Raw genomic sequence first — 24,137 nt, 5'->3', positions numbered from 1 at the left:
TCCGGGGCCGCCCGGTACGACCGGCCGGGCCCCGGGTTCGGGCTCCCCCCGTAGGAGGCACCTTCCGTCGTCTCCTACGAGGTCGGCCGCCGCAGTTGGCCGTCGCGCCGGCCGGTCGCATCAGGCCGGCGCATCAGGCTGTCGCCACTGGACCTACAGGTCGGTGGCGATGATCTTCTCGATATTGCGTTCGGCGAGTGCCGTGATGGTGACGAACGGGTTGACGCTGGTGTTGCCGGGGATCAGCGCGCCGTCGATGACGTACAGGCCGGAGTAGCCGTACAGCCGGCCGTAGTTGTCGGTGGCCTTGTTCAGCACCGCGCCGCCGAGCGGGTGGTACGTGAGGGTGTCGTTCCAGATCTTGTAGACGCCGAACAGGTCGGTCCGGTAGATCGTCCCCTCTTTCGCGTTGATCTTGTCGAAGATCGTCTTGGCCATGTCGATGGACGGCTGCTTCCAGGCGGTCTGCCAGTCCAGGTCGACCCGGTTGGCGCCGGCGTTCCAGGTGAACGTGCCGCGGTTCGGGTTCTTGGTGATCGACAGATAGAACGACGCGAACGTCTCGATCCCGGTGGGCAGCGGCGCGACCTCGGCGAACGCGCCGCCGGCGGCCCAGTTGTCGATGCCTCCGCAGGGGATGGTCGCCTGGAGCGAGCCGGTCGGGTCCCAGATGTGGTTGGCTCGGCCGCACATCACGTTGCCGTTGTCGCCCCAGCCCTTGCCGATCTCGCTGTTGAGGTTGGGCAGTGCGCCGGTGGCCTTCAGCTTGGTCAGCAGCTTGCTGGTGCCGACGCTGCCCGCCGCGAAGAACACCTTGTCCGCTGTCACGGTCTTGGTGACGGTGGTGTCGCCGTTGGTGTTGATCTGGTCGATGAGGACCGTGTAGCCGCCGCCGGAGGCCGGGGAGACCGAGGTGACCTTGTGCAGTGGCGAGATGGTGACCTTGCCGGTCGCCTTGATCTGTGCGATGTACGTCTTCTGGAGCGACTTCTTGCCGTAGTTGTTGCCGTACAGGATCTCGCCCACCAGCGCCGACTTGGTCGCGGTGCCCGCCGCCTCCTGCTTCATGTAGTCCCAGTCGTATACGTCCGGCACGAAGACGAACGGGAAGCCGGAGCGCTGGGCCTGCTTGCGGCCGACCCGGGCGTACTGGTAGCAGTCGGTCGTGTCGAACCAGGCCGGGTCGATGGTGCCGACGCCGAGCCCGGCGTTGGCGCGCGGGTAGTAGGTGTTGTACATCTCGTCGGCGTTCACGGACGGGAGGATGGCGCCGAAGTTCTCGCGCTTCGGGGTGACGGCCATACCGCCGTTGACCAGCGAACCGCCGCCGACGCCGCGGCCCTGGTAGACGGTGATGCCGCTGAAGTCCTCGGCGTCCAGGATCCCGGTGTAGCGGGGGATGCTCTTGTCGATCGGAATGCCGAAGAAGTTGCTGAGGGGCTGTTTGGTCTTGGTGCGCAGCCAGTAGGAGCGGTTGTCCGGCGAGGTCGTGTTGCAGAAGATCTTGCCGTCCGAGCCTGGCGTGTCCCAGGCCATGCCCATCTCGACCATCTGTACGTTGACGCCCGCCTGCGCGAGACGTAGGGCGGCTACGGAGCCGCCGTAGCCGGTCCCGATCACCAGAACCGGAACGTGGGCGCCGTTGTCGATCACGGCAGCCGCGGGGGCGGCAGCTGCCTGGGCTGCGGTGACGCGCGCGGAGAGCGTCACGGCTCCCAGAATAGAACCTGTTCCTGCGATGAACCGACGGCGTGAAACGCCCCCAGAACCGTTACCGCGCATGGTAGAGTCGCTCATGTGACGTTCCTCACTCTCGGTCGAATGGGAACAAGTTCTACTGTTACCAGCTTGTGAAGTCACGCCATACTTATTGGTAACTTCTCGCCGATCACCCAGCTGTGACTTGGGGTCGGCGGCGCGCGTCCACTGCGTAATCGGAAGCTGCCGCCGTGCCCGGCGGCCGGTGCCGCGGACCGCTGCGGCCGCCGGAGATCGTGGAAACTGTCGCTGTGAACGCCACTGCTGACGACGGCTCACCGGAACGAACGGGCTACCGGCGATCGGCGGGCTCGCCGCGCGGCGAGGCCAGACGCCAGGAACTGCTCGACAGCGTCACCGAGGACCTCGCGGTCAACGGACTCGTGGACTTCTCGCTGCGCCGTGCCGCGCGAGCGGCCGGGGCCACCCACAAGGTGCTGCTCCACCACTTCGACGGAGCCGACGACCTGCTCGTCCAGGCGATCGTCCAACTGCGGGAACAGCGGATCGCGAAGGCGTTCGCCGATGGAGATGTCCGCGGAGTGGGAGAAGGTCCGCTTCGTCAGCGGCGGTACGGAGTGTGCCGCCTGGCACTGTCCGGGGAGCAACGGCGGCCGCGTGATCATGGAACCCGGCGCGGTCGCTACGTCGCACCGGCCGGCGTGAAGACGATCGAACGGTCCGCCGGGACCGTCGCATACACGGTCACCGGCGCCGACGGCCCCCCGATCGTGTTCAGCGGGTCGGCGCGACACACCCCTGGGCCAGGAACGTTTCGACGGTCGAAGTGAAGCGCTGCGGGTCGTCCAGCCAGGGGAAGTGGCCGGCGGCCGGTTGGACGGCCACTTCGGCCCGGGGGAACAACTCCGCGATGTCCGCGGCGACACGGGGGAGCGGACCGCTGTCCCGTTCGCCTGCGAGGAGAAGGACCCTCGCGTCCGACGCGGCGATGGCGGCGCGGGTCGCGGCAGGGTCGAAGGCGCCGGCGGAGGCGTAACGGTCCGCGGCGTCGTCATTGCTCTGCTCCACCTCGGCTGCGGCGTGCACCTGAGCGGCGGTGTCCCAACGGCCGTAGAAGAACGGGCTGACGGCGTCCCAGTCGGCGTCGGTCGCGGACCCGGCCCAGACCCGTTCGTAGGCCTCGTGCGCGGCCGGGAACCACGGCTCGGCGCTGCGCAGGGCGGCGGCTTCCCGGCGGTGCTCTTCCGTGAAGTCGACGCCGAGGGCGCGAGCACGGGCGGTGATCAGAGTGAGGCTACGGACGCGCCGCGGGTGCCGGGCGGCATAGAGGATGGCCAGGTCGCCGGCTGCCGAGTGCGCGAGAAGGTCGACGCGTTCCAGGCCGAGATGGTCGCGGAAGGCCTCGACATCGACGACCTGCCGGTCGCAGCGGTAGGTGGCCGGATCGGCAGGGACAGCGGAGTCGCCGGTGCCGCGCGCGTCGAGCATGATCAGCCGGCGCAGCTTCGACAGTCCGCCGAGATCACCGAGGTACGCGGACGCACGCATCGGTCCACCCGGCAGACAGAGCAGCGGTTCGCCCTCCCCCACGACGTGATAGGCGAGCTCTGTCCCGTCGGGGGCGGTGAAAGTGGGCATGGCCCCATCCTCATCGCCCCGTGACGCCCGCGGCAAGTGGTTGCCGGGGTCTACAGAGCGTCGGGATCGCAGTTGCTCCGGCGGACGCCGATCGCCCGCAGGGCGTTCACGACGTCGGACGGCTCGGAGCCGCGCAGCAGATGGACGGAACCCTTCGCGGCAAGGTGGTGGGCGGGTTCGGCGCCGGTGAGATGGGCGGCGACGATCACGACCGCCGGTGGCGGGCTCAGGGCGCGGAGCTCCTGGCACAGGGCGAGCGGGTCGATGCCGTCGAGCCGGGCGTCGATGATCACGACGTCGGTCAGCAGGGTCCGTGCCAGCGCCAGCACGGTGGCGTCGTCCGTCCCGTGCGCGATGACGCGGAAGTGCCGGTTGGCGTGGATCGCAGAGCGCATGTCGCTGGACGTGTCGCTGTCGTGCTCCATGAGCAGTACCGTCATCACGATCTCATCGTGCGCCACCCGGCGGCGAAGCGCGCGGAGTGGAGCCGCGCTACGCCGTTCGGCCGCAGCTGACCGGGTGTCGCGGAAGCCCGGCCCGCCCCGCCGGACCCTCCGCGACCGCCGCGATCAGAAGTTGATCATGTGCCCTGCCAGGCCGTGGATGGCCTCCTTGACCGCCTCGCCCAGCGTCGGGTGGGCGTGCACGTTGCGCGCCACCTCGTGGACCGTGAGATCCCACTGCTGCGCCAAGGTCAGCTCCGGCAGCAGCTCGGTGACTTCGGGACCGATCAGGTGCGCGCCGAGCAGCTCGCCGTGCGTCCGGTCGCTGATCACCTTCACGAAGCCGACCGGGTCGCCGAGACCGTGGGCCTTGCCGTTCGCGGTGAAGGGGAACTTCACCACGTTGACGTCGAAGCCCTTCTCCCGGGCCTGGGCCTCGGTCCAGCCGAAGCTGGCGATCTGCGGCTGGCAGTAGGTGGCCCGCGGAATCATGGTGAAGTCGAGTTCCATGGTCTCGGCGCCGGCGATGGTCTCGACCGCGATCACCGCCATCGACTCCGCCGCGTGCGCCAGCATCAGCTTCGCGGTGACGTCGCCGATCGCGAAGATGTGCGGCACGTTCGTGCGGCCGCGGGCGTCCACGTCGATCGCGCCGCGCTCGGTCAGCCGTACACCGGTGGCCTCCAGGCCGTAGCCGGTGACGCGCGGCGCGAAGCCGATCGCCTGCAGGACCTTGTCGGCCTCCAGGATCTGCTGCTGCCCGTCGCGGGTGACGGTGACCCGCACCTTGGCCGCCGGGTCGCTGTCGTCGATGGACTCGACACGGGTGGACGTCAGGATCTCGATGCCCAGCCGCCGGTAGCGCTTGGCGAGCTCGGCGGAGATCTCGGCGTCCTCCAGCGGCACGACCCGGTCGAGGAACTCGACGATCGTGACCTTCACCCCGTAGTTGTGCAGCACATACGCGAACTCGACGCCGATCGCGCCGGCCCCGGCGATGACGATGCTCTCCGGCAGCGTGTCGGTGAGGATCTGCTCCTCGTAGGTCACGACCCGGTCGCTCAGCGAGGTGCCCGGCAGCAGTCGCGTCGTGGCCCCGGCCGCGACGACGCAGTGATCGAACGTCACCGTCTCGGTCCCACCCGCCCGCAGCGCCACCTGCAGCGTGTGGTCGTCGACGAAGGTGCCCCGCCCGTCGTACTCGGTGATGCCGTTCTTCTTCATCAGATAGTGCACGCCCGCGACGCGGCCGTCGGCGACCTTCCGGCTGCGCAGGTACGCCTCCCGGTAGTCGAAGCTGACCTTGCCCTCGACCTTGATGCCGAAGGTCTTCGCCTCATGGGTGAAGATGTGCGCCAGTTCGGCGTTGCGCAGCAGCGCCTTCGACGGGATACAACCGACGTTCAGGCACACCCCGCCCCAGTACTTCTCCTCGATGACCGCCGCGCGCAGTCCGAGCTGGGTCGCGCGGACGGCGGCGGTGTATCCGCCCGGGCCGGCGCCGAGGACCACGACGTCAAAGTGTGTACTCATGATCCACACCCTAGACATCCGGGACCCGGTCCGAGCGGGCATCCGGGCAAGCGTGCCGTCTCTCACACGGGTCCACCCGGACCCCCGTGCGCCCGCCGTTCGATGCCGGGGCAGGGACGCGATGTCCCGCTGACGGGCGCTAACTCCGTATTGGCCATGGTTTTACCGATTGGTGGTACATCATTCGGCGCTGAACCCTACGCTGGCCCCAAGCCCTCCAGCCGGCCTCGCTGACAGCGGTTCGCGCCAGGGGGGCTCGGGAGGGGGCGTGTCATGCAGTGGGGGGCCTACGAGGTTTTCTCGGTTCTCTCGGGGGTCCTACTGATCCTCAGCGCGTTGTTCATACCGGGCTCATCGATGACGGACCGGTTCTGGTCCTTTGCCGGAGGGGCGTTCTTCCTCGGCTACGGCATCTACGTCGCGCAGCAGACGTCCGGGACCTTTACGTTCCCGGTCGCGGTCTTCGTGGTTCCCGTCGCCGCACTGCTCTATCTGATGGGCAGCGCGCTGGGCCGTTCGGTGCAGACGGAGGGCGGGGGCCGCCCCGCAGGACAGGCGCCCGTGGCCCCACGTCCCACGGATCCGCCCTCGGACGACCGGCCGTCGCCGTCACAGGACTGGTAGGCGAGGACATGGGGATCTTCGCCGCGCGGGCCACCAAGCGACTCATCGAAGCCGACCTCGCACCAACGGGCAACTGGCTGAAGCTGCCGTCCGACTGGCCCGCTGTCGACCGGGCCGATCTGCTCACCCTGGCGGCGCTCCACACGCTGACCCAGATCGACGTCGAGGACGCCACCTCCACCTGGGCCGCGGCGGGCGGCAAGGTCAACACGGGCGAGGTGGCGGGCAAGAGCCTGCGGTCCCTGCTCCGTGTCGAGGGCGGGGTCGAGGGCGGCTGCAGGTTCGTGCTGGGCGCGGTCGACCCGGTCGGCGGGTTCACCGGCGACTGGTCGCTCCAGGCCACTCCGGAGGCGGCCGGCGTGCGGCTCGCCGTGCCGTCCTGCCGGACCAGGGAGGATGCCCTGGTCAACGCAGACCTGTTCGCCTGGGTCCGCTCCGCGCACGCGCAGACCCTTTCCGACGGCCCGCCGCTGCGCCTCACCGACGGGCCGCCCCGGCTCGACGGCCTGGTCGAGTCGCAGGCGCTGCGGGCGCCGACGCTCTTCCACGACGCCTCACCGTTCGCCGACGACTACGTGATGCCGCTGCCGAGCGCGTTCCGGGACGGAGTCCGCATCCCCGTCCCGGCGACGGAGCGGGAACCGCTCGTGACGCTGCTGCACGCGTGCGGGCTGCCGGTCGAATCCGGGCCGGGCACGGACCAGGGCCTCTGCGCGGTGGACCTGGACGGCGGCCGTCCGGGACCGGCCGCGCGGCTGCGCCTGGTCGGCGGCCTGCCCGGCATGGACAGCGACGAACTCGTCATCGAACTCCCGCAGGAGTCGGAGCTGGGCCGCCGGCGCACCTTCCGCGCCACGGTCTGTCTGTTGTGGCGCATCGCGGACCGCGGCCGCGTCGTGTGCCCGCGGACGGTGCAGACCCTCGTCGGGTATCTGGAGGACTGCGGCGTCGACCGCTCCGATCCCGATCGCCAGGCCGTGTTCCGGCCCACCTGGAATCCGGACCTGCCCCTCGGCGTGGTCCCACTGCGACCAGGAACCTCGCTTCCGGTCGCGCTCTGCGTCCGCGGTCACGGGGATTCGCTGATGGACTGCCTGGCAGCGGCCCAGACCTGGCTGGTGGTCAGAGAACGCACCTGGACCCACGGGATGCGGGCGGCCTCCCGCCGGAACAACAGGGTCTACTCGATGCGCCGGCCGGCGTTCCTCACCCGGGACGGGAACCGGCTGCCGTATCTGCGGTACGCCCACACGGGTGTCGCGGATGTGGAAACAGTGGTGCTGACCAGCGCGGACAAGATGTGGTTCTGGGAGTGCGTCCTCAGGTCCTCCGTGGGTGCGGACGGCGTGCGCGAGAGCGTCCTGCTGGTCGACGGGTTGAGCCAGACCGACGGCCTCCTGGGCTACGGCGCGGAACTGCTGCGGCTGCTCGGCGCGTTCGCCCGGCTGGTGCAGTCCGCGGAACCCGCGGCCGGGATCCGGACGATCACTCTGGAGCTGTGAGCCAGGGGCGTTCGGACGGGACTTCGACGAAGCGACCTACCGCAGCACGTGCACCGCGGCGGAGAAGACGGCGGGCAGGCGGGAGGCGGCCGGGACGACGAGGCGCGCGGTGCGCGGGTGGCGGCCGGCCGTCAGCAGCGCACCGGTCAGGAGGCGGTGGCGCCGTGTCAGCCGCGTCCATGCCGCCTCGTACGCTTCCGGCCGTCCGCCGAGCAGACTCCGCACCGCGGCCTCGGCGCTCTGCAGACCCAGTGCGATGCCCTCGCCGGTGAGCGCATCGGTGTATCCCGCGGCATCGCCGACGAGCAGAACCCGGCCGGCGACCCGGCGGCGTACCCGCTGGCGCAGCGGCCCGGCGCCGCGCACCGCGGTCGCGGCGGCGTCCCGAAGCCGCGCGGACAGCGCGGGAAAGGCGGCGAGCTGGTCGTCGTAACCGCGCCGGCTCCGGCTCAGTACGGCCACGCCCACCAGGTCGTCGGCGACCGGCGTCACGTAGGCCTCGCCGTGCGAGGACCAGTGCACCTCGACGAAGTCCGTCCACGGTTCCACCCGGTAGTGCCGGCGCAGCCCGTACCGTCCCTCCGCGCGATCCGGAAGGGCCAACCCCAGGCCGCGGCGCACGGGGGAGTGCAGTCCATCGGCGGCGATCAGCCACCGTGCTGTCATCCCCGCGGCGACCACCTGGTCCGCCGACTGGCGCACCTCGGACACCTTGCCGGTCACCATCTCCACCCCGAGATCCCGGGCGCGTTGGTGCAGTGCCGCGTGGAGGGTGGTGCGGCGGATCCCGAGCCCGGTGCCGTCACGGAAACCGGCCTCGGCCCGGCGGGTGGCGTCGAGGTAGCGGATACCGCGCAGTTCGCGGCCGGCGACGTCGATGCCCAGCGCCCGCAAGGCGGCGACACCGCCCGGCATGACGCCTTCCCCGCAGGCCTTGTCCACGGGAGCGGTCCTGGGCTCCACGACGACGGCGCGCATCCCGGCGAGAGCGGCGTGCATGGCGGCGGCCAGCCCCGCGGGCCCTCCACCGGCCACCAGGAGGTCGATCACGCCGTCGCGTCCAGGCCGGCGGATCCCGGCACTCCGGCCGGTTCGGGCCGCGGTCCGGCGGCCCCGGCCAGGGCCTCGTTCTCGCAGCGGACCCGCACGGCGAGCAGCGCGGCGTTCAGGACGGTGAAGGCGACGGCGGTGACCCAGGCGGTGTGCGCCAGGGGAAGGGCCAGGCCTTCGGCGACGACGGCGACGTAGTTGGGGTGGCCGAGCCACCGGTAGGGCCCGCCGGTCACCAACGGCATCCCGGGAATGACGATCACGCGGGTGTTCCAGCGTGGCCCCAGGGTGCTGATGCACCACCACCGAAGGCCTTGTGCCGCCACCACCACGGCCAGCATCGGCCATCCCAGGGCGGGTACGAAGGGGCGGTCGGCGAGCCCCGCCTCGATCAGGCACCCCGCGAGGAGCGCGGTGTGCAGGGCGACCATGGCCGGGTAGTGACCCTGTCCTGCCACGACCGCGCCGCGGGACATGCTCCACCGCTCGTTGCGCCGGGCGACGACGAGTTCGGCGATCCGCTCGGCGGCGACCGCCGCCACCAACAGTGCGTACCAGATCATGCAGTCCTCCGACCTACCAGCGCAGCAGCACCAGTTCGCAGCAGAAACCGGGCCCCATCGCCAACAGCAGCCCCGGGGCGCCCGCCGCTGGGCGGCTCTCCGCCCAGGTATCGCGCAGTACGTGCAGGACCGACGACGAGGAGAGGTTCCCGACGGCGGCCAGGTGCCGCCACGTCACGTCCAGCGCCCCGTCCCGTAGTTCGAGGCTCTCCGAGACCGCCTCCAGAACCCTGGGCCCACCCGGGTGGCACACCCAGGTGGTCACGTCCTTCGGTTTCAGCCCGTGCTCGCTCAGGAATCCCGTGACGTCGTCCGCGAGGTGGCGGCGCACCACGTCGGGGACGGCGGGATCCAGCACGACCTTGAAACCGGAGTTGGTGATGCTCCAGCCCATGACCTGTTCGGTGTCGGGGTACAGCCGGCTGCGGGTCGCCACGATCGTCGGCCCCGACGGTACGGGCGCCCCGGCGGACGGCTCGGCGGCGCGCTCGGCGCCGCAGGCCACGACGGCGGCGGCGCCGTCGCCGAACAGGGCCGTCGCCACCAGGTTGGCCATGGAGTCGTCGTTGCGCTGGAAGGTGAGCGAGCAGAGCTCGACCGACAGCAGCACCGCCACGTGGTCCGGCCGCCCGAGCAGGTAGTCGTGCACCCGGGCCAGTCCGGCGGCTCCCCCGACACAGCCGAGGCCGAACAGCGGCATGCGCTTGACGTCCTCGCGCAGTCCGAGCCGTCCGACGAGCCGTGCGTCGATCGACGGGGTGGCGATCCCGGTGACCGAGGTGAACATCAGGAGATCGACGTCGGAGGGGACGAGCCCCGCCGTGCGCAGCGCCCCGCGGATCACCTGGGAGCCCAGCGTCGTGGCCCCGGCGATGAAGGCGTCGTTGGCGGCGCCGAAGCCGTCGAGTTCCGCGTACCGGTCGAGCGGCAGCGTCATATGGCGCGAACGGACCTGGGATCCCTGATGGAGCCGGTCCAGCACCCGGCGGTCGGAGTTCGCTGGCAGACAGGTGCGCGCCACTATGTCCGTGATCTCGGCCTGCTCGTGACGGTGGGGCGCCAGGGCGCCGTGAACGGCTGCGATACGGGTCATGGGACTCCCGACGTGGGGGCGGGGCCTGCTCGGGAACTTCGCCCGGGACAGGCATTCAACACCCGGTGATCGCCAGGACACGCTGCGACACGGCCGGAGGTGCCTAGGATCGCCCCATGGCCACCCCCGAGCAGCCGACCGCCGGTGCCCCCTCCGCCCGTCGGGGCGGAGGGGGCACCGGCTCGACGTGGTTCCGGGCGCGGGCCCTCGCGGGGTCCTGCCACCCCGGGCCGACGGCGGCTGTCACGGTGCTGTTGACCGTCCTGGCCCGGGCCGCGGGCCACAACGCCGTGAGCACCGCGCTGATCGCCGCGGCCGTCCTGACCGGCCAGTTGTCGGTGGGCTGGTGCAACGACGCGTTCGACGCGCGCCGTGACATCGCCGCCGGCCGCCGCGACAAGCCGATCGCGGCCGGCGCGGTCGGCGTCAGGACCGTGTGGACGGCCGCGTGGTGCGCCCTGGCCCTGTGCGTGCCGCTGTCGCTCGCCTGCGGTCCGCTCGCGGGGACCGTCCATCTGGCGGGGGTCGCCGCAGCCTGGGCGTACGACCTGCGCCTCAAGTCGACGGCCTGGTCCTGGCTGCCCTACGCGGCGGGCTTCGCGAGCCTGCCGGCCTTCGTTGCGCTGAGCCTGCCGGGGCACCCGTGGCCGGCCTGGTGGCTCGTCTGCGCGGGAGCGCTGTTGGGAGTGGGCGCCCACTTGGGCGATGTACTGCCGGACATCCGCGACGACCTCGCGGCCGGTGTCCGGGGGTGGCCGCAGCGACTGGGCACCTCCGCCACCCGCCTGTTGCTCCCGCTGCCGTTGGTGGCCGCGACCGCGCTGCTGGTCCTCGGACCCCCCGGTCCACCCGGCGCTCGGAGCGCGGCGGCACTTCTCGCCGCCGTACTCGTCGCCGTTGCCGGATCGGTGGTGGGCCGTCAGTGGGAGCGGGCGGCCTTCGCCGCGGCCGTCGTGGTGGCGGCGCTGGACGTGGCCCTGCTCGTGGGCCGCGGTGCGGCGATCATCTGACCGGGTCCTCCGCGGGGGAGATCCGCCGGGTGAGCGCGCGGCCTCCCACTGCGATGACGAGTGCGCCGGCGATCAGGGCCGCCGCCACCGCGAACGTGATCCGCATACCGGTGGCAACGGCGTCGGGGGCCGCTGTGGTGATGTCGTTCGTCGCCGCCGCGAGGGCGAACACGGCGCCCATGACGGAGGCGCCGGTGATGAGACCGAGATTGCGCGAGAGATTGAGCATGCCGGAGATGACGCCCCGCCGGTCCGGCGGGACATCTGTCATGACGGCGGTGTTGTTGGCCGTCTGGAACACCGCGTAGCCGGCGGTGATGACGACGATGGGGACGAGGTAGCCGGCGATGCCGAGGCCCGCCGGTGTGAGGGACAGGATCAACGAGCCGGCCGTCATGGCGACGAGTCCGAGGACGGTCATACGGTGGGCGCCGAAACGGTCCGCGATCCGGCCGGCGGGTACTCCGGTGAGCGCGGCGACCAGCGGACCGACGGACAGCACCAGTCCGACCAGTGCCTCATGGAGCCCGAGCGCACGGGCGAGATAGAACGGCCCGACCACCAGCGTGGCCATCATGACCGTCGAGACGAGCGTACTCATGGCGAGGCTCGCGCTCAGCGCGGGATCGCGGAACATCGCCAAGCGGATCAGAGGTGATGCCGCCGTGGTCTCCGCGCGGACGAAGAGACCGACACCGATGGCGGCAGCCACCAGCAGAGCCACGTTGAGCGAACCGAAACTTCCGCGCCCCATGGTCATGGCGAGCGCATAGGCCGCGAGGGTCAGCGCGAGCAGCAGCGTTCCCACCCGGTCGAAGGCCGCCCGGTCGGTCCTGGGTCTCTGCCGGTCGACGGGCAGATGACGGTGCGCGAGGAGGAGAGCCAGGATGCCCAGCGGTGCGTTGACAAGGAAGATCGCCCGCCAGCCGGGTCCCGCGATCAGAGCGCCGCCCAGCGACGGACCGAGGGCGGTGCCGACCGCGGACATCGTTCCGAGCAGCCCCATGGCGCTGCCGGTTCGTGCTTTCGGCACCGTCTCACCGACGAACGCCATGGTGAGCGCCATCATGATGGCCGCTCCGAGCCCCTGCGCCGCCCGGGCGGCGATCAGCGACCAGAGCGTGGGCGCGAGACCGCACAGCACCGAGGCCGCCGTGAACAGGAGGATTCCGCCCAGCAGCAGCCGTCGGCGGCCGATGAGGTCACCGAGCCGTCCGACGCTGACGATCACGGTGGTGATGGCCAGCAGATACGCGAGGACGATCCACTGGACCTGCTGGAACGAGGCGGTGAATGCCTGCGCCAGTGTCGGCAGGGCGACATTGGCGACGCTGGTGCCGAGCGAGGACAGCAACATGGACAGCGAGAGCCCGGCGAGCGCCCACCTGACCGAAGGCGTCGGCACCGTATGCCCGGCCGCTGTCGCGTCTGGTCCCGCACTGATGATTTTCACGGTGAACTCCGTCTCCTGGTGACTCGTGAACTCGCGAACTCGCGCACTCGGTAGGCCCGGCAAGGTCAGGCAGCAGGGCGCACGCCCGTGAAGACCGTGGTGGCGGAGAGCAGGAAGGCGTCCGGCCGGCGCAGGATGCCTTCCGGTGCCTGGGGATCGATCAGCACGTCGAGCGTCGAGCGGTCGTCCGCGTCCAGGTGGTCACTCATCGATTCCCGCAGCCGGTTCAGATGCGTGTGCAGGAAGGTGCGGGCCGCCTCGCCGAGAGGTGCCGGCAGGTCGAGCAGCGACGTGAAACCGCCGGTGCGGACGAGCCCGGCGCGGCCGAGCATCGCGGGCCAGTCCTCGGCCACGGAGATGCTGCCGGGCAACTCGGCCCGCATCGTCTCGAACCACTGCTCCTGGGCGGCGTCGAGCCGGGCCTGGAGACCCGGCCGGCCGATGCCGATGTCGCGCGGGAGGAAACGCGCCGGCAGGCCGCCCTCCGCCACGGCGAGCAGCCCGCCGGGCCGCAGCAGCCCGGCAAGCGCGTCCAGCGCGCCCTGCTGATCGCCGAGGTGGTGCACGGCCTTGCTGCTCCAGATCACGTCCGCGGTGCCGAGTCCGCCCTCCCCGTGCTCGTCACCACCGTCCAGACCTTCGGGAAGCTCCGCGTGCCGGACGGCCACCCGGCCGCCGAGGCCGAGCCGCCCGGCACGGGCCAGGGCACGGTCCAGCAGCCCGGGTGTGCCGTCCACGGCGACCACCTCGGCGTTCGCGAAGGTCTCGGCGAGCACACAGGTCATCACGCCCGGTCCGCTGCCGATGTCGAGGACGCGCCGGACCTCCTTCTCCGGCCCGAGCCGCTCGCTCAGAACGGCCGCGATCCGCCGGAGGACCGGGAGCTGCAACTCGCCGCTGGTCTCCAGCTGGGCGGCCATGACCTCCCAGTCGATGTCGGTGTGGTGGTGCCCGTGGGCGTGGGCGTGTGTGTGGCCGGAGGCGCTGTGTGGGTTCATGGCGAGGAGCGTGCACCTGCCGGGAACGCAGCGGCAACTCTTGTTGCCAATTCCGGGACAGCGGGATGGAATGCCCGCATGGACACCCCGCCGCCCCACCAAGCGGTCCTCGACGAGGTCGCACCCCGGCTCAGACGGCTGCGCGCCGAGCACGGCCTGACCCTGGCCGCGCTCGCCGAGGCGACCGGCATCTCCAAGAGCACCCTTTCCCGGCTGGAGTCCGGACAGCGCCGCCCCAGCCTGGAACTGCTGCTGCCGCTCGCCGGCGCCTACCACGTGGCTCTGGACGAGCTGGTCGGCGCTCCCGAAGTGGGTGATCCCCGGGTGCGGTTGACCCCCCGTGCCTTGCCCAACGGCGGTACGTCCGTAGCCCTGTCCCGGAGTCCGGGCCGCCTTCAGGCGTACAAGATGGTCATCCCCGACCGGGGTGCCGAGCCGGTTCTCCGTACGCACGAGGGCTATGAGTGGCTGTATGTGCTGGACGGCCGGCTACGGCTCGTCCTCGCCGAGCACGATCTGGTCCTCGGCCCCGGCGAGGTCGCCGAGTGGGACACCCGGCTGCCCCACTGGTTCGGCAGCGCGGACGGGCGGCCCGTGGAGATCCTCAGCCTCTTCGGGAGGCAGGGGGAGCGCATGCACGTCCGCGCCAAGCCCAGCGCATGACGGAGCCCGGATGGCCCATGGCCGTGGGCGGACACGGCTCGTGACACGGACAGTGGAGACGTATGTCCGTAGCCGTTCGAGCGCAGCCACCCACCTGGAGACAGCGATGACGTGCATCAACCGACGGGACCTCGGTCTGCTCACCCTCCGGGTCGGCACCGGGGCGGTGCTGATGGCCCACGGGACGCAGAAGCTGTTCGGCTGGTTCGGCGGAGGGGGCCTGGACGGGACCGCGGCCGCGATGGAGCACATGGGGTTCACGCCCGGCCGGGAGAGCGCGCTCGCCGCCGGTCTCGGTGAGGCGGGCGGTGGAGCGCTGCTCGCACTGGGCCTGGGCACCCCCGCCGCCGGGGCGGCAGCGGCGGGTGCCATGGCGGGTGCCGTGGCGGTCCACGCGCCGGCCGGATTCTTCGCCCAGGGCGGCGGGTTCGAATACCCCGCGTTCCTCGGGTTCACCGCCGCCACGGTAGGTATCGCGGGGGCGGGCCGTTACGCCCTGGACCACGCCACCGGCCACCGTTTCGACCGGCCGTGGGTGGTCGCGGTGGCCTTCGTCGGCAGTGTGCTGATGGCCGCCGCCGTCGTCACGAAGCGGGCCAACGCGCAGGCGGACGAGGGCGACGACTTCGCACAGGACGACGGTGAAACGTCATGACGAGAAGCCGATGTGCACATGGTCGTGATGCGTGTCGTCGGAGAAGAACTGATTCGACGTCACACCTCCCGACAGCAGCACGGGCCCGCCGACGTTGTACGAGCCCGCCGCCGCGGCGGCCCGCATGAACGCGGTGATCAGTGCGCGTGGGGTGGCCGGGTCGACCACCGGGTGGCCGTCGATGCGCCAGACGTCGAAGGCCCTGCCGACCGGATGGTCACTGGGACGGCTGGTGCCGAACACGTCCAGCGGATGGCCGGACCGCACCACGCTCACCGACATCCGGTAGGTGTCGGCCAGCCGCAGCATCGCCTGGAGCACGCTGTCGTGCACGGTGCCGCTGCGGATGTCAGCGGCCGACGCGGGCGGCAGTTCGATGGTCGAGCGGGCCAGCACCGCGCGCGTCGCCGCGCTCGGTGACGTGGCGGCAGGCTCCGCGACCGCCGGGTGCAGCGCGGTGACGCTCCAGCCGGAGCCCGTCCGGCTCAGCCGTACGTCCACCGTGGTGCCGCCGTTGATGACGGCTCCGGTGCCGTTCCTGCTCCACTGGCGGCACACCACCAGGACGCTCGCGGTGTCGGCCAGGAGGCCGCCGTACTGCGCGTCGATCACCTGCAGACTCGCTTCGTCCCCCGATCCCAGCAGGCTGCCGGCCTGCGACGCGAGTTGGCCCGCGAGCGCGGCGGGAATGCCCAGCGCGGCGGCCCGCGCCGCGGCCCGGCGCTCCCCGGCCTGCCCGGCCCGCCACGATCCGAGCGCCTCGATCAGCGCCACGGCACTCCGTTTGGCCGCGGGTTCGATCTCGCCCGGACCCGGCCGCCAGGGCGCGGCTACGGGCAGCGTCGCGCTGGGACGTACGGACGTCGCGGCGGACGACGCGGGTGCGGCGGTCGCGGCGGTCGCGGTGGTCGATGTGGTCGAGGTGGACGGTGTGGCTGTGGTGGACGGTGTCTGCGGCCCGGAGCTGCGCGAGGTGCCGGTGGACGACGGCGCCGTCGTGCCGTTCGAACACCCCGTCGCCCACACCAGTACGGACGACGCGCCCCACAACAGCGACCGGCGTCCGACAGGACCGGCAGCGGGGCGGGCGGGAGGCGTGGCCATTTGCGGCTCCTCGGACGAGGCGGCGTCAGGGCGCGACCAGTATCCGCCCGAGGAGGCTCTGCAGCGGGTTGCCACGGCGCAGGTCAGGCGGTGAGCCGCGGATTGCGCGGATAGGCGCTGAAGGCGTCGGCCCGCAGCGGGGCTTCGCCGGTCACGATGTGGTGCGGGGTGAACTGCACCCGGCGTCCGGTCCCGCCGTCGTCTCCGGGAGTGCCCGGTTCCGCCCACCGGACCTCGGCCGAGCCGGAGAGGTGAAGGGTGGCGCCGGTGGCGAAGTCCACGAACAGCAGGGCGGCGGTGTCGTCGACGGCGAGGTTGCCCAGGCTGTTGAACATGTTGTTGCCCGGGTAGTCCGGCCACCACAGTCCGTCGGGCCGGACACGGACGAAGCCGGGCGAGCCACCGCGGTGGGAGGCGTCCGCACCGCGGGTCGGATGGGTGGTGCCCAGGAAGAACGTGTCGGCCCGTTCGATCAACCGCAGGTCGTCGGCGTCCAGGGTCGTGTGGCGTCCGTCCGTGCCCGTCCCCGCCCCGGAGCCCGCTCCGGATCCAGGGCGGAGACGGCGCTGCTGGATGTACTGCGGGCAGTTGCCGTACGCCTGGTCGACCGACACGGTGAAGCCGGTGTCGTCGAGGGCGTCCAGGGTGCCGTTGACGCGCAGCCTGCGACGGTTCGCGAAGTCGATCGCGACGAGGCCGACCGGCTGCGCGGGTGCCGGCCCCGGTGCGGCCAGCGGATCGCCCGGCGAGGGCAGCGCGTGGACCCGCAGGGTCGTGTCGTGGCCGTCGAGAAAGCCCGGGGCGCCGCGCAGGGGTGAGGTCCACAGCGTTCCGTCGTGGTCCCGGGCGGTGAGGACGGCCAGGTCACGCGCTTCCAGGAAGCGGCTCGCACCCCCGGTGAGGTCCGGTGGCGCGAGCATGCCCGACAGCCGGGCGGCCGCGCCGAGCGATCCGGCGCGGCGCTGGACCGCGAGTTCTCCGTCGTGGAATCCGGTGGGGGCGGTCGTGGGAGTTGTCCTGGCGGCTGCGCCGGTCTGCGGGAGCTGGGACATCGTGAACGCCTTCCGTGGGAGCACTCACCGGTACTAATGGATAGAAAAAGCTCCATCCATTAGTACAATGCCACGGATGCCCGCTCATGGCAAATGGCTGGATGGGCTTGTATCCGTTAGCTCGGAAGGGGTCGGGCGCGTGGGCCGGATGCCCAGCCGGCGCAGGGCGAGGAGGCCGCCGATGCCGGGGATCAGTGTCAGGGCCGTGGTGCGCGGGGTTCTGTCCGGGTCACGGGCGCCGGCGACGATGGTGAACAGATAGGCGCAGCCGTGGACAGGGCCGGCCAGCGACGAGATCGCGGGCAGGTGCGCGGTGAACAGATTGGCCAACAGGATCACGAGGGAGGCCAGTTCGACGGCGGCGGAGACGCGCAGCGGCTGCCGGGTGCGGTTCATGGTCATGCTCCTGTGGTGGAACCGGGGCGGACGATCATCAGGACGGTCACCGCGGCCCACAGCAGGTTGAAGATCCCGGTGAACATCGCCAGCCGCGCTGTCGCGCTGCGGTCGACGGGTGGCGACCCCTCGTCGAGCTGGGTCAGCAGGGCGTCCTGGCGCGGCAGCACCAGGAGCGCCAGGACGCCGGCGGCCACCGCGGTGAGCACGATGGAGACGATGAGCCAGGTGTCGCCGAGGACACCCATGCTGCTGGCGGTGGCGAACCCGAAGACCGGGACCGCCAGCGCGATCGCGGCGTACACGCGGCAGATGCGGTGCAGGAGCCGGACCGTGGCGATGGACGGCGCGTCCGGGCCCGCCGCCTGGGCACGGCGAGCCGCGGCGGGCAGCATGCTGGCGGCGACGGTCACCGGACCGATCGCAACGATGGCGACCAGGACGTGGACGGCGAGGAGGAATTTCGTCATGACAGGACGCCGGGCTCCGGCTCTGCTGCGTCCGCCCGCTCACCGGTCACCGTGGCGGCGGGCAGACGTCCTGCCTTGGCCTTGCCGGTGAGCCGGTCGCCGTCGACGACAAGGGCGTACACGAGGTGGAGCCGCAAGGGCTTGGGGATGGATTGCTTCCACGTCAACCTGCCGCCGTCGACGGCGATGTCGGTCAGCGGTACCTCTTCGCCGGATCGCCGGTCGCGGGCCGTTCCGTGCCAGGACCCGTCCGGCCGCAGGACCCCTTCCGTCCTGACATGTTGTTTGCCCAGTGGGGTGTCGATCGTCGGATTCCCGATGCCTTCGGCAGTCACGTTGCAGATGCGCTTTCGGTCGCGGAGTGGGAAAGGGTGGTTCGGAGGGCGAGAGCGGGGGCCTGTCCGCGGGTGGACCAGACGACGCCGCGTCGCTCGTGGGCGAAGAGCCGCTCCACGCTGTGGGCGACGCGCGGGTCGATCTCGCGATCGAGGAGGTACAGGGCGAGATCGAGACCGGACGTGACGCCGGCCCCGGTGACGAGGTCTCCGTCGTCGACGACCCGGGTCTGTACGGGCCGGGTTCCGGTGGCCTCCAGCAGTTCGAGGCCCAGATGGTGGGTGGTCGCGTGACGGCCTTCGATCAGGCCGGCCAGGGCCAGGATCAGCGAACCGCCGCAGACCGTCGCGACGATGGTGTCCTCGCGACGCAGTGCCTCCTCCATCGGACCGGGCAGGCCGGTCTGCAGCGAACAACACGATCTGGGCAAGCACGGGCGGTCTCTCCTTCGTCCTTCTCAGCGGTGCCGCACCACACGCTAGGCGGACCGCCGGAGGCTTCCCATGGGCTGGAACGACAAATGCCAACGGGTTCTCGCCACGCTCCTGACATGCTCAATCCCACGGTAGAAGAACTTGACCACTGCTTGAATCCTGTGGCGAGAACTCATCTATCGTGTACTGCATGCATACGGTCGCAGTCCTTGTCCTGGATCAGGTGGTGCCGTTCGACATGGCGACGCCCATCGAGGTGTTCGGGCGTACCCGCCTTCCCGACGGGCGCCGCCCGTACCGCGTGCGGGTCTGCGGCGCCACGCCGGAGGTGGCCAGCGAGACGTTCACCCTGCGCGTTCCCTGGGGTCTGGAGGCGCTGGCGGACGCGGACACGATCATCGTCCCGGGCTGCTCGGAAGACGCCCCGCCGCCGGGGCCCGAGGTTCTCGACGCGCTGCGCGCCGCGGCCGCTGCGGGCACCCGCATCGCCTCGATCTGCAGCGGCGCTTTCATCCTCGCGGCGACAGGCCTGCTGGACGGACTGCGCGCGACGACCCACTGGGTGGCGGCGGACCGGTTCGCCGAGCTGTTTCCTCTCGTCGACGTGCAGCCCGATGTCCTGTACGTCGACAACGGCCGGCTCCTCACCTCCGCCGGAGCGGCGGCCGGCCTGGACCTGTGCCTGTACATGATCCGCCGGGACCTGGGTTCCGCCGTGGCGGCCGACGCCGCCCGGCTGGCGGTCGTGCCGCTGGAACGGGAAGGCGGTCAGGCCCAGTTCATCGTCCACGAGCAGCCACCCGTACCGCGGGGATCGCTCCTGGAACCGGTGCTCTCCTGGATCGAGGACAACCTCGGACAGGACATCACCCTGGAAGCCATGGCGGCATGCGGTGGGATGAGTGAGCGGACCTTCAGCCGGCGGTTCCGGGAGCAGACCGGCACCACGCCGCTGCAGTGGCTGCTGCGAGCACGCGTGCGCCGGGCACAGTTCCTGCTGGAGACCACCGACTACGCGGTGGAACGGATCGCGACGCAAGCGGGTTTCGGGTCACCGACCGCGTTCCGCGAGCGATTCAAACGGGTCGTCGGCGTGACTCCGTACGGCTACCGGTCCTCGTTCCGCCGTTCCGCCGCCTGAACCGACGGCAACGTCGACGCGGACGTCACGGGTGCACGGCAGGGTCCGGTCGGGGCGGGGCAGCCGGACGAGGAGCGTCTTCCCCTGCTCGTCGGCGTCGGTGTGCGTGTGGGTACTGCCCAGAGCCTCGGCGGCGAGCTCCGCCACCAGCCGCAGTCCCCAGCCGCCGCTTCCGTCGGCATGTGGTTCGGGAGTCGGGCGGGGGCAGTGGGGATGGCGGTCGTGCACGGCGACGATGAGACTGCGCGGGCCCAGCGCCAGGATGATGTCGGCGGTCGGCGACCGGTGCGCGGTGTGCTGAACGCTGTTGGTGAGCAGTTCGGTCAGGATGAACAGGGCCGTCTCCACCACCGGGTGCTCCACGTCCAGATCCCACGCTGCGAAGTGCGCCCGGGCGCGGCGCCGGGCGGTGGGCACCGACAGCGCGACGGTGGGCACGGTGAAGATGCGTTGGCGGAGCTGGGACTGGATGGAGACCGGCACAGCGCGGATCCTTCCGGTGGGGCGGCATCGAACCCGGGTGACGTGTCCGTAGGCCGAGCGGGGCCGTTTCGGAATGTTGCCGCTGGGGAGGCCGGTCCAGTGGTTCGAACGGACTGGCTGAAACCCACCGTAAACCGACCTCTTCCTGAGGGGAATGCCGGATAGTAGACATTGACCATAAGTAGACGCACCCATTTGGGGGTCCGGTGTCCGACGGTTTCCTGGCGCCCGTGGGGCTCGGCGAGGTCGAAAGCGCCCTCTACCTGCATCTTCTCTCCGCACCCCGCAGCACCGCCGCACAGCTGGCCGTACTGGACGGCTCGACCGCGGCCCGCATCCGTCCGGCCCTGGGCCGCCTGGCGGACGCCGGCCTGATCACCCGGCTGACGGGCTCACCCGTGCGCTACGTCGCGTCACCTCCCGAAGCGGCCGTCGGCTCACTCGCTTCCCGTCGGCAGCAGGAACTGGAAGAGCTCCGCGCGCACGTCCGCTCGCTCGCCCTGCGGTTCCAGGGCGCCGACGCGGGCCACCCCAGCGAGCTGGTCGAACTGGTGGAGGGCCGTGAGGCGCAGCTGAACCGCGTCGAGCAGATGCAGCTCGGCTCGGCGGAGGAGATGCAGGTCATCGACTGCCCTCCGTACTTCAGCAGCCCGACGTTCAACCCGATCGAATTCCAGCTGCTGCGGCGCGGGATCAGCTGCCGGGTGATCTACGACTCGGTGTCGCTCGAAGGGCGCATGCACTTCGTCCAGGACTGCATCGACGCGGGTGAGCAGGCCCGGAGCCTGCCGGCGGTGCGGATGAAGATGCTCATCGCGGACCGGCGCGCCGCGATGATCCCGCTGAACTTCGAGGCGACCGAGTCGATGGCGGCCCTGTTCGTCCACCCCTCTCCGCTCCTGACGGCCCTGGTCACCTGTTTCGACCTGCTGTGGGAACGGGCGACCCCGCTGGCGGTCGACAAGAAGGGCGCGGCAGGGGGACTGGCTCCCGCGGACCACGAGCTGCTGTCCATGCTGGCGGCCGGCATGAAGGACGCCACGATCACCCGCGCGCTCGGCATCACCCAGCGGACGATGACCCGCCGCGTGGCCCACCTGATGGACGCACTGGACGCGAAGACCCGCTTCCAGGCCGGCCTGCAGGCGGCCAAGCGCGGCTGGTTGTAGCCGGCACGGGGCCGGCCGCCGGGTGCCCCCAGCGGTCGGTCCGGTCCCGTCAGCCGATGGTGATGGTCTTGGCGATGCTGGGTACTCCGGCGGCGTTCAGGGCGAACAGCAGATAGGTGCCGGGCAGTGCCACGCCGGGGTCGGTGGGGACGGACAGTTCGTAGAGCCCTGCCGATACCTGATGGGACGTCAGTGGCACACGTCGTTGGTCGTTGTCCGTGGAGTGGGTGGCCGCTCCGGTGCGGACGAGGGCGAAGGCCGTGACCGGCGTGCTGGTCGTGACGGTCAGCATGGCGCCGTAGCCGGCTGTCGCGGGCGGGGTGTTGGTGATGGCCGGCCGCGGCCGTTGCGTGCCGTCGGGGTTGAGGAGATACGGCGGGGTGAAGATCGCCCCGTCGAAGTGGTTGGTGGCGCAGTCGCCGCACAGTCCGCCGCCGCCGGAGAAGATCCGGCCGTCGGGGAGCAGGTTAGCGACGCTGTGGTAGTTGCGGGGTACGGCCATCGTCGCCATGCGGGTGAAGGCGCCGGTGGCCGGGTTCCAGATCTCCGGGGTCATGGCCGAGGTGGCGTCGGAGAAGGGAACGGGCCGGGACTGGCCGCCGAAGACGGCGACCTTGCCGTCCGGCATGACGACGCTGTTGCTGAAGGAGCGGGCGAAGGCCATGTCGCCGGTGCGGGCGCTGACGGGCTGCGGGCCGGCGGTGAGATCTACGGTGTAGGCGCGGTTGGTGGCGTTGACGTTCTCGTACGCGGTGGCACCGCCGAGCGTGAGGAGCTTGCCGATGTCGTAGGCGACGGCGTTGCCGTTCATCGCGTCCGGGCTGTCGGCGCGCACGCCGGCCGGGGTGATGGTGCCTTTGCCGGTGGTGTCGATCCAGTTGAGCTGCTTGCCGGGCCCGAGCTGGAGCACCCGGCCGTTGGACGTGCCGTACAGCCACTGGTGGTTGTCGGCCCGGTAGGGCCCGGCGGGGTCCGCCGTCATCGTGGTCGTGACCGGTACGCCGGGGAGTTTGCGCCAGCTGCCGGTCGCGGCGGACCAGACCTCGCCGTCCTTGCCTCCCTGGCCGCCGTTCCAGGATCCGCCGATGACGAAGGCGTCGCCGTTGGAGAGCAGCGTCATGGCCTGGTAGCCGCGGGGGATGTTCATGTCCGCGGTCGCGTTCCAGGTATCGGTGCGGGGGTCGTAGATGCTGGCGCGGGCGGCGTTGCTGCCACCGGTGACCATCACCCGGCCGTCGGCGAGCATCGCGATGCCGGGGCAGAACATGTCGTGACCGGTGTTGTCGACGCGCCGCTGGGTGACCTGGCCGGTGGTGAGATCCATGATGGCGGTCTGGGTGTAGCCGTTGCTGCCGCCGAAGCGGTCGGTGGCGTACGCCGACCAGGCGAGCAGCTTGTTGTTCGGCAGCAGCGCGGTGGCCACCGGTACGAGCGGGAAGCCGGTGACCGGGCTCCACAGGCCCGCGACGGCCGGGTCCGCGGGCCCGCTGAGGCGGATCTCGGCCGCGGAGGACCACGGTCCGCGGCCGCCCGCCTCGCTGGTGGCGGTCAGACGCACGAACCTGGCGGTGGTCGGCGCCGTGAAGGTGGCGCTCTTGACCGTGTCGTCGTCCTTCCACGTCCCGGTGGCCAGCGGAGCCCCGAAGGTGACCCCGTCGAGACCGGCGGTCACGGTGTAGGCGCCGATCCGGCCGTTGGCCCCCGAGACGCGCGGCGTGTAACTCAGTGCGGAGACCCGCTGGTTGGCGTGCATGTCCAGCGTGATGGAGTGCGGCAGCGCGGTCGGAGTGCCGGACCACTTGCTGTGCCACAGGGTGGTGGCGTCGCCGTCCAGGACGTTGCCGGCGCGGTTGTTCTGCGCGGCGGTCTCCTCGTCGCTGGCCGTGGCCGTCCAGCCCGTGACGGGAAGTTCGACGACGGAGGCGGGCAGACCGGGATCGCCCAGCAGGTTGATCTCGGAGGCCGAGGTCCACGGGCCACGGTTTCCGGCCTCCGTCGAGGCGGTCAGCCGGACGAACCTGGTTCCCTGGGCGGCGAAGTTCAGCGTCTTGATGGTGCCGTCGTCGGGCAGGGTGCCGGTGGCCACGGGCCGCGTCCACGTCAGCCCGTCCGCGCTGAGCGCGATGGCATAGACCCCGACCCGGCCGTTGGCACCGCTGCTGCGCGGCCGGTAGACGAGTGCGGACACCACGGCGGTGCGGTGCATGTCGATGGTGAGGCTGTGCGGCAGCGCGGTGGCGGGCGCCGTCCACTTGCTGTGCCACAACGTGGCGGCGTCGCCGTCCAGGACGTTGGCCGCCCGCCCGTTCTCCCCGACCGTCTCCTCGTCGCTCGCGGCCGCCGTCCAGCCGGCCCTGGACAGGACCGGAGCGATCGGCACCATGGCGGACGCCGGTGCGACACCGTGGTGCGGAGCGGGTGGCGGAGCCGTACCGCCCACCACGGGGACGGCGGGACGGCCGTCCGCGACGGCAGGCCCGCCCGCCGCCAGGAACGGCACGAACGCGGCGGCGACCGCGGTGAGCGACGTCAGGATCAGCCACCGCGAGCGCCGGCGGAGCAGCCACGGCAAACGCGAGGTCAGAAACGGCACAACGGTCCCCCCAGA

The 24,137-nt window shown here is 71.2% G+C and carries 25 protein-coding genes and 1 pseudogene; 9 read left to right on the top strand and 17 right to left on the bottom strand.

Annotated elements, in window-relative coordinates:
- Positions 1 to 153: 153 nt before the first annotated feature.
- Positions 154 to 1,797, bottom strand: a complete 1,644-nt coding sequence (locus tag C8250_RS04490) for a GMC oxidoreductase (protein ID WP_138351484.1) — start codon at positions 1,795 to 1,797, stop codon at positions 154 to 156.
- 212 nt (positions 1,798 to 2,009) lie between these two features.
- Here C8250_RS04490 and C8250_RS42915 point away from each other — a divergent pair, with 212 nt between their 5' ends.
- A complete protein-coding gene (locus tag C8250_RS42915; RefSeq protein ID WP_203218423.1) occupies positions 2,010 to 2,549 on the top strand; it encodes a hypothetical protein in 540 nt (179 codons plus the stop codon).
- On the opposite strand, the gene C8250_RS04480 is transcribed toward C8250_RS42915, so the two are convergent.
- From C8250_RS04480 to lpdA, 3 genes are all read right to left on the bottom strand, one after another.
- Positions 2,494 to 3,357: an alpha/beta hydrolase gene (locus C8250_RS04480; RefSeq protein WP_138351485.1), complete on the bottom strand. Its 864-nt coding sequence runs from the start codon at positions 3,355 to 3,357 to the stop codon at positions 2,494 to 2,496. The two genes, C8250_RS42915 and C8250_RS04480, sit on opposite strands and share 56 nt — an antisense overlap.
- A 50-nt stretch (positions 3,358 to 3,407) precedes the next feature.
- The gene (locus C8250_RS04475; RefSeq protein ID WP_138351486.1) at positions 3,408 to 3,797 is read right to left on the bottom strand and encodes a response regulator; all 390 of its coding nucleotides are present in this window, start codon (positions 3,795 to 3,797) and stop codon (positions 3,408 to 3,410) included.
- Positions 3,798 to 3,926: 129 nt separating this feature from the next.
- On the bottom strand, positions 3,927 to 5,333 hold the full coding sequence (gene lpdA / locus C8250_RS04470; protein WP_138351487.1) for a dihydrolipoyl dehydrogenase: 1,407 nt from the start codon (positions 5,331 to 5,333) through the stop codon (positions 3,927 to 3,929).
- 357 nt (positions 5,334 to 5,690) lie between these two features.
- Here lpdA and C8250_RS04465 point away from each other — a divergent pair, with 357 nt between their 5' ends.
- Together C8250_RS04465 and C8250_RS04460 are read left to right on the top strand one after the other, a co-directional pair.
- Complete coding sequence (locus C8250_RS04465) at positions 5,691 to 5,957, top strand: hypothetical protein (RefSeq protein WP_187144724.1); 267 nt, start codon at positions 5,691 to 5,693, stop codon at positions 5,955 to 5,957.
- An 8-nt stretch (positions 5,958 to 5,965) separates the two neighbouring features.
- A complete protein-coding gene (locus tag C8250_RS04460) occupies positions 5,966 to 7,459 on the top strand; it encodes a hypothetical protein (RefSeq protein WP_138351488.1) in 1,494 nt (497 codons plus the stop codon).
- A 36-nt stretch (positions 7,460 to 7,495) separates the two neighbouring features.
- Here C8250_RS04460 and C8250_RS04455 read toward each other — a convergent pair whose 3' ends face one another.
- From C8250_RS04455 to C8250_RS04445, 3 genes are read right to left on the bottom strand one after another with little or no spacing between them, the layout of a single operon-like run.
- Positions 7,496 to 8,509, bottom strand: a complete 1,014-nt coding sequence (locus tag C8250_RS04455; protein WP_138351489.1) for an NAD(P)/FAD-dependent oxidoreductase — start codon at positions 8,507 to 8,509, stop codon at positions 7,496 to 7,498.
- Positions 8,506 to 9,072, bottom strand: coding sequence for an isoprenylcysteine carboxyl methyltransferase family protein (locus tag C8250_RS04450; RefSeq protein WP_138351490.1), 567 nt, complete (start codon positions 9,070 to 9,072; stop codon positions 8,506 to 8,508). The genes C8250_RS04455 and C8250_RS04450 overlap by 4 nt, the downstream gene beginning before the upstream one ends.
- A 13-nt stretch (positions 9,073 to 9,085) precedes the next feature.
- Entirely contained in the window at positions 9,086 to 10,165 is a 1,080-nt protein-coding gene (locus tag C8250_RS04445) for a 3-oxoacyl-[acyl-carrier-protein] synthase III C-terminal domain-containing protein (protein ID WP_138351491.1), read from the bottom strand.
- Positions 10,166 to 10,281: 116 nt separating this feature from the next.
- On the opposite strand from C8250_RS04445, the gene C8250_RS04440 reads away from it, so the two are divergent.
- The gene (locus C8250_RS04440) at positions 10,282 to 11,175 is read left to right on the top strand and encodes a UbiA family prenyltransferase (RefSeq protein WP_138351492.1); all 894 of its coding nucleotides are present in this window, start codon (positions 10,282 to 10,284) and stop codon (positions 11,173 to 11,175) included.
- Here C8250_RS04440 and C8250_RS04435 read toward each other — a convergent pair.
- Together C8250_RS04435 and C8250_RS04430 are read right to left on the bottom strand one after the other, a co-directional pair.
- Entirely contained in the window at positions 11,168 to 12,628 is a 1,461-nt protein-coding gene (locus C8250_RS04435) for an MFS transporter (protein WP_198357901.1), read from the bottom strand. The genes C8250_RS04440 and C8250_RS04435 overlap by 8 nt on opposite strands.
- A gap of 65 nt (positions 12,629 to 12,693) precedes the next feature.
- Complete coding sequence (locus C8250_RS04430) at positions 12,694 to 13,626, bottom strand: class I SAM-dependent methyltransferase (protein ID WP_138351493.1); 933 nt, start codon at positions 13,624 to 13,626, stop codon at positions 12,694 to 12,696.
- A 78-nt stretch (positions 13,627 to 13,704) separates the two neighbouring features.
- Here C8250_RS04430 and C8250_RS04425 point away from each other — a divergent pair, with 78 nt between their 5' ends.
- Complete coding sequence (locus C8250_RS04425) at positions 13,705 to 14,289, top strand: XRE family transcriptional regulator (protein ID WP_138351494.1); 585 nt, start codon at positions 13,705 to 13,707, stop codon at positions 14,287 to 14,289.
- A 106-nt stretch (positions 14,290 to 14,395) separates the two neighbouring features.
- A complete protein-coding gene (locus tag C8250_RS04420; protein WP_138351495.1) occupies positions 14,396 to 14,944 on the top strand; it encodes a DoxX family membrane protein in 549 nt (182 codons plus the stop codon).
- Here the strand turns inward: C8250_RS04420 and C8250_RS04415 are convergent.
- Entirely contained in the window at positions 14,939 to 15,718 is a 780-nt protein-coding gene (locus tag C8250_RS04415) for a hypothetical protein (protein ID WP_244808969.1), read from the bottom strand. The genes C8250_RS04420 and C8250_RS04415 overlap by 6 nt on opposite strands.
- Positions 15,719 to 15,728: 10 nt before the next feature.
- On the opposite strand from C8250_RS04415, the gene C8250_RS04410 reads away from it, so the two are divergent.
- On the top strand, positions 15,729 to 16,142 hold the full coding sequence (locus tag C8250_RS04410) for a hypothetical protein (RefSeq protein ID WP_138351496.1): 414 nt from the start codon (positions 15,729 to 15,731) through the stop codon (positions 16,140 to 16,142).
- Here C8250_RS04410 and C8250_RS04405 read toward each other — a convergent pair.
- The 5 genes and pseudogenes from C8250_RS04405 to C8250_RS04385 all read right to left on the bottom strand — a co-directional run.
- A complete protein-coding gene (locus C8250_RS04405) occupies positions 16,132 to 17,100 on the bottom strand; it encodes a pyridoxamine 5'-phosphate oxidase family protein (RefSeq protein WP_138351497.1) in 969 nt (322 codons plus the stop codon). The two genes, C8250_RS04410 and C8250_RS04405, sit on opposite strands and share 11 nt — an antisense overlap.
- A gap of 84 nt (positions 17,101 to 17,184) precedes the next feature.
- A complete protein-coding gene (locus C8250_RS04400) occupies positions 17,185 to 17,496 on the bottom strand; it encodes a DUF3817 domain-containing protein (RefSeq protein ID WP_138351498.1) in 312 nt (103 codons plus the stop codon).
- Positions 17,497 to 17,498: 2 nt separating this feature from the next.
- Positions 17,499 to 17,966 (bottom strand): DUF2269 family protein, encoded by a 468-nt coding sequence (locus C8250_RS04395; RefSeq protein ID WP_138351499.1) that lies wholly within the window; start codon positions 17,964 to 17,966, stop codon positions 17,499 to 17,501.
- Entirely contained in the window at positions 17,963 to 18,301 is a 339-nt protein-coding gene (locus tag C8250_RS04390) for a hypothetical protein (protein WP_138351500.1), read from the bottom strand. Before C8250_RS04390 ends, C8250_RS04395 begins: the two co-directional genes overlap by 4 nt.
- Positions 18,298 to 18,714 (bottom strand): annotated as a pseudogene (locus tag C8250_RS04385) (DJ-1/PfpI family protein); the annotation flags it as partial. The pseudogene C8250_RS04385 and the gene C8250_RS04390, both read right to left, overlap by 4 nt.
- A gap of 212 nt (positions 18,715 to 18,926) precedes the next feature.
- Here C8250_RS04385 and C8250_RS04380 point away from each other — a divergent pair.
- Entirely contained in the window at positions 18,927 to 19,877 is a 951-nt protein-coding gene (locus C8250_RS04380) for a helix-turn-helix domain-containing protein (RefSeq protein ID WP_138351501.1), read from the top strand.
- On the opposite strand, the gene C8250_RS04375 is transcribed toward C8250_RS04380, so the two are convergent.
- Positions 19,788 to 20,360, bottom strand: a complete 573-nt coding sequence (locus C8250_RS04375; protein ID WP_164292601.1) for an ATP-binding protein — start codon at positions 20,358 to 20,360, stop codon at positions 19,788 to 19,790. The genes C8250_RS04380 and C8250_RS04375 overlap by 90 nt on opposite strands.
- Positions 20,361 to 20,566: 206 nt before the next feature.
- On the opposite strand from C8250_RS04375, the gene C8250_RS04370 reads away from it, so the two are divergent.
- On the top strand, positions 20,567 to 21,529 hold the full coding sequence (locus tag C8250_RS04370; RefSeq protein WP_138351503.1) for a helix-turn-helix domain-containing protein: 963 nt from the start codon (positions 20,567 to 20,569) through the stop codon (positions 21,527 to 21,529).
- A gap of 49 nt (positions 21,530 to 21,578) precedes the next feature.
- Here the strand turns inward: C8250_RS04370 and C8250_RS04365 are convergent, their stop codons facing one another.
- A complete protein-coding gene (locus C8250_RS04365; RefSeq protein ID WP_244808968.1) occupies positions 21,579 to 24,122 on the bottom strand; it encodes a discoidin domain-containing protein in 2,544 nt (847 codons plus the stop codon).
- Positions 24,123 to 24,137 lie beyond the last annotated feature (15 nt).

Origin of the sequence: Streptomyces sp. So13.3, from assembly GCF_005860785.2 — a bacterium.
In the GTDB taxonomy this organism is placed as follows: Bacteria; Actinomycetota; Actinomycetes; order Streptomycetales; family Streptomycetaceae; genus Actinacidiphila; species Actinacidiphila fildesensis.
This window is presented reverse-complemented; position numbering and strand designations above follow the sequence as displayed.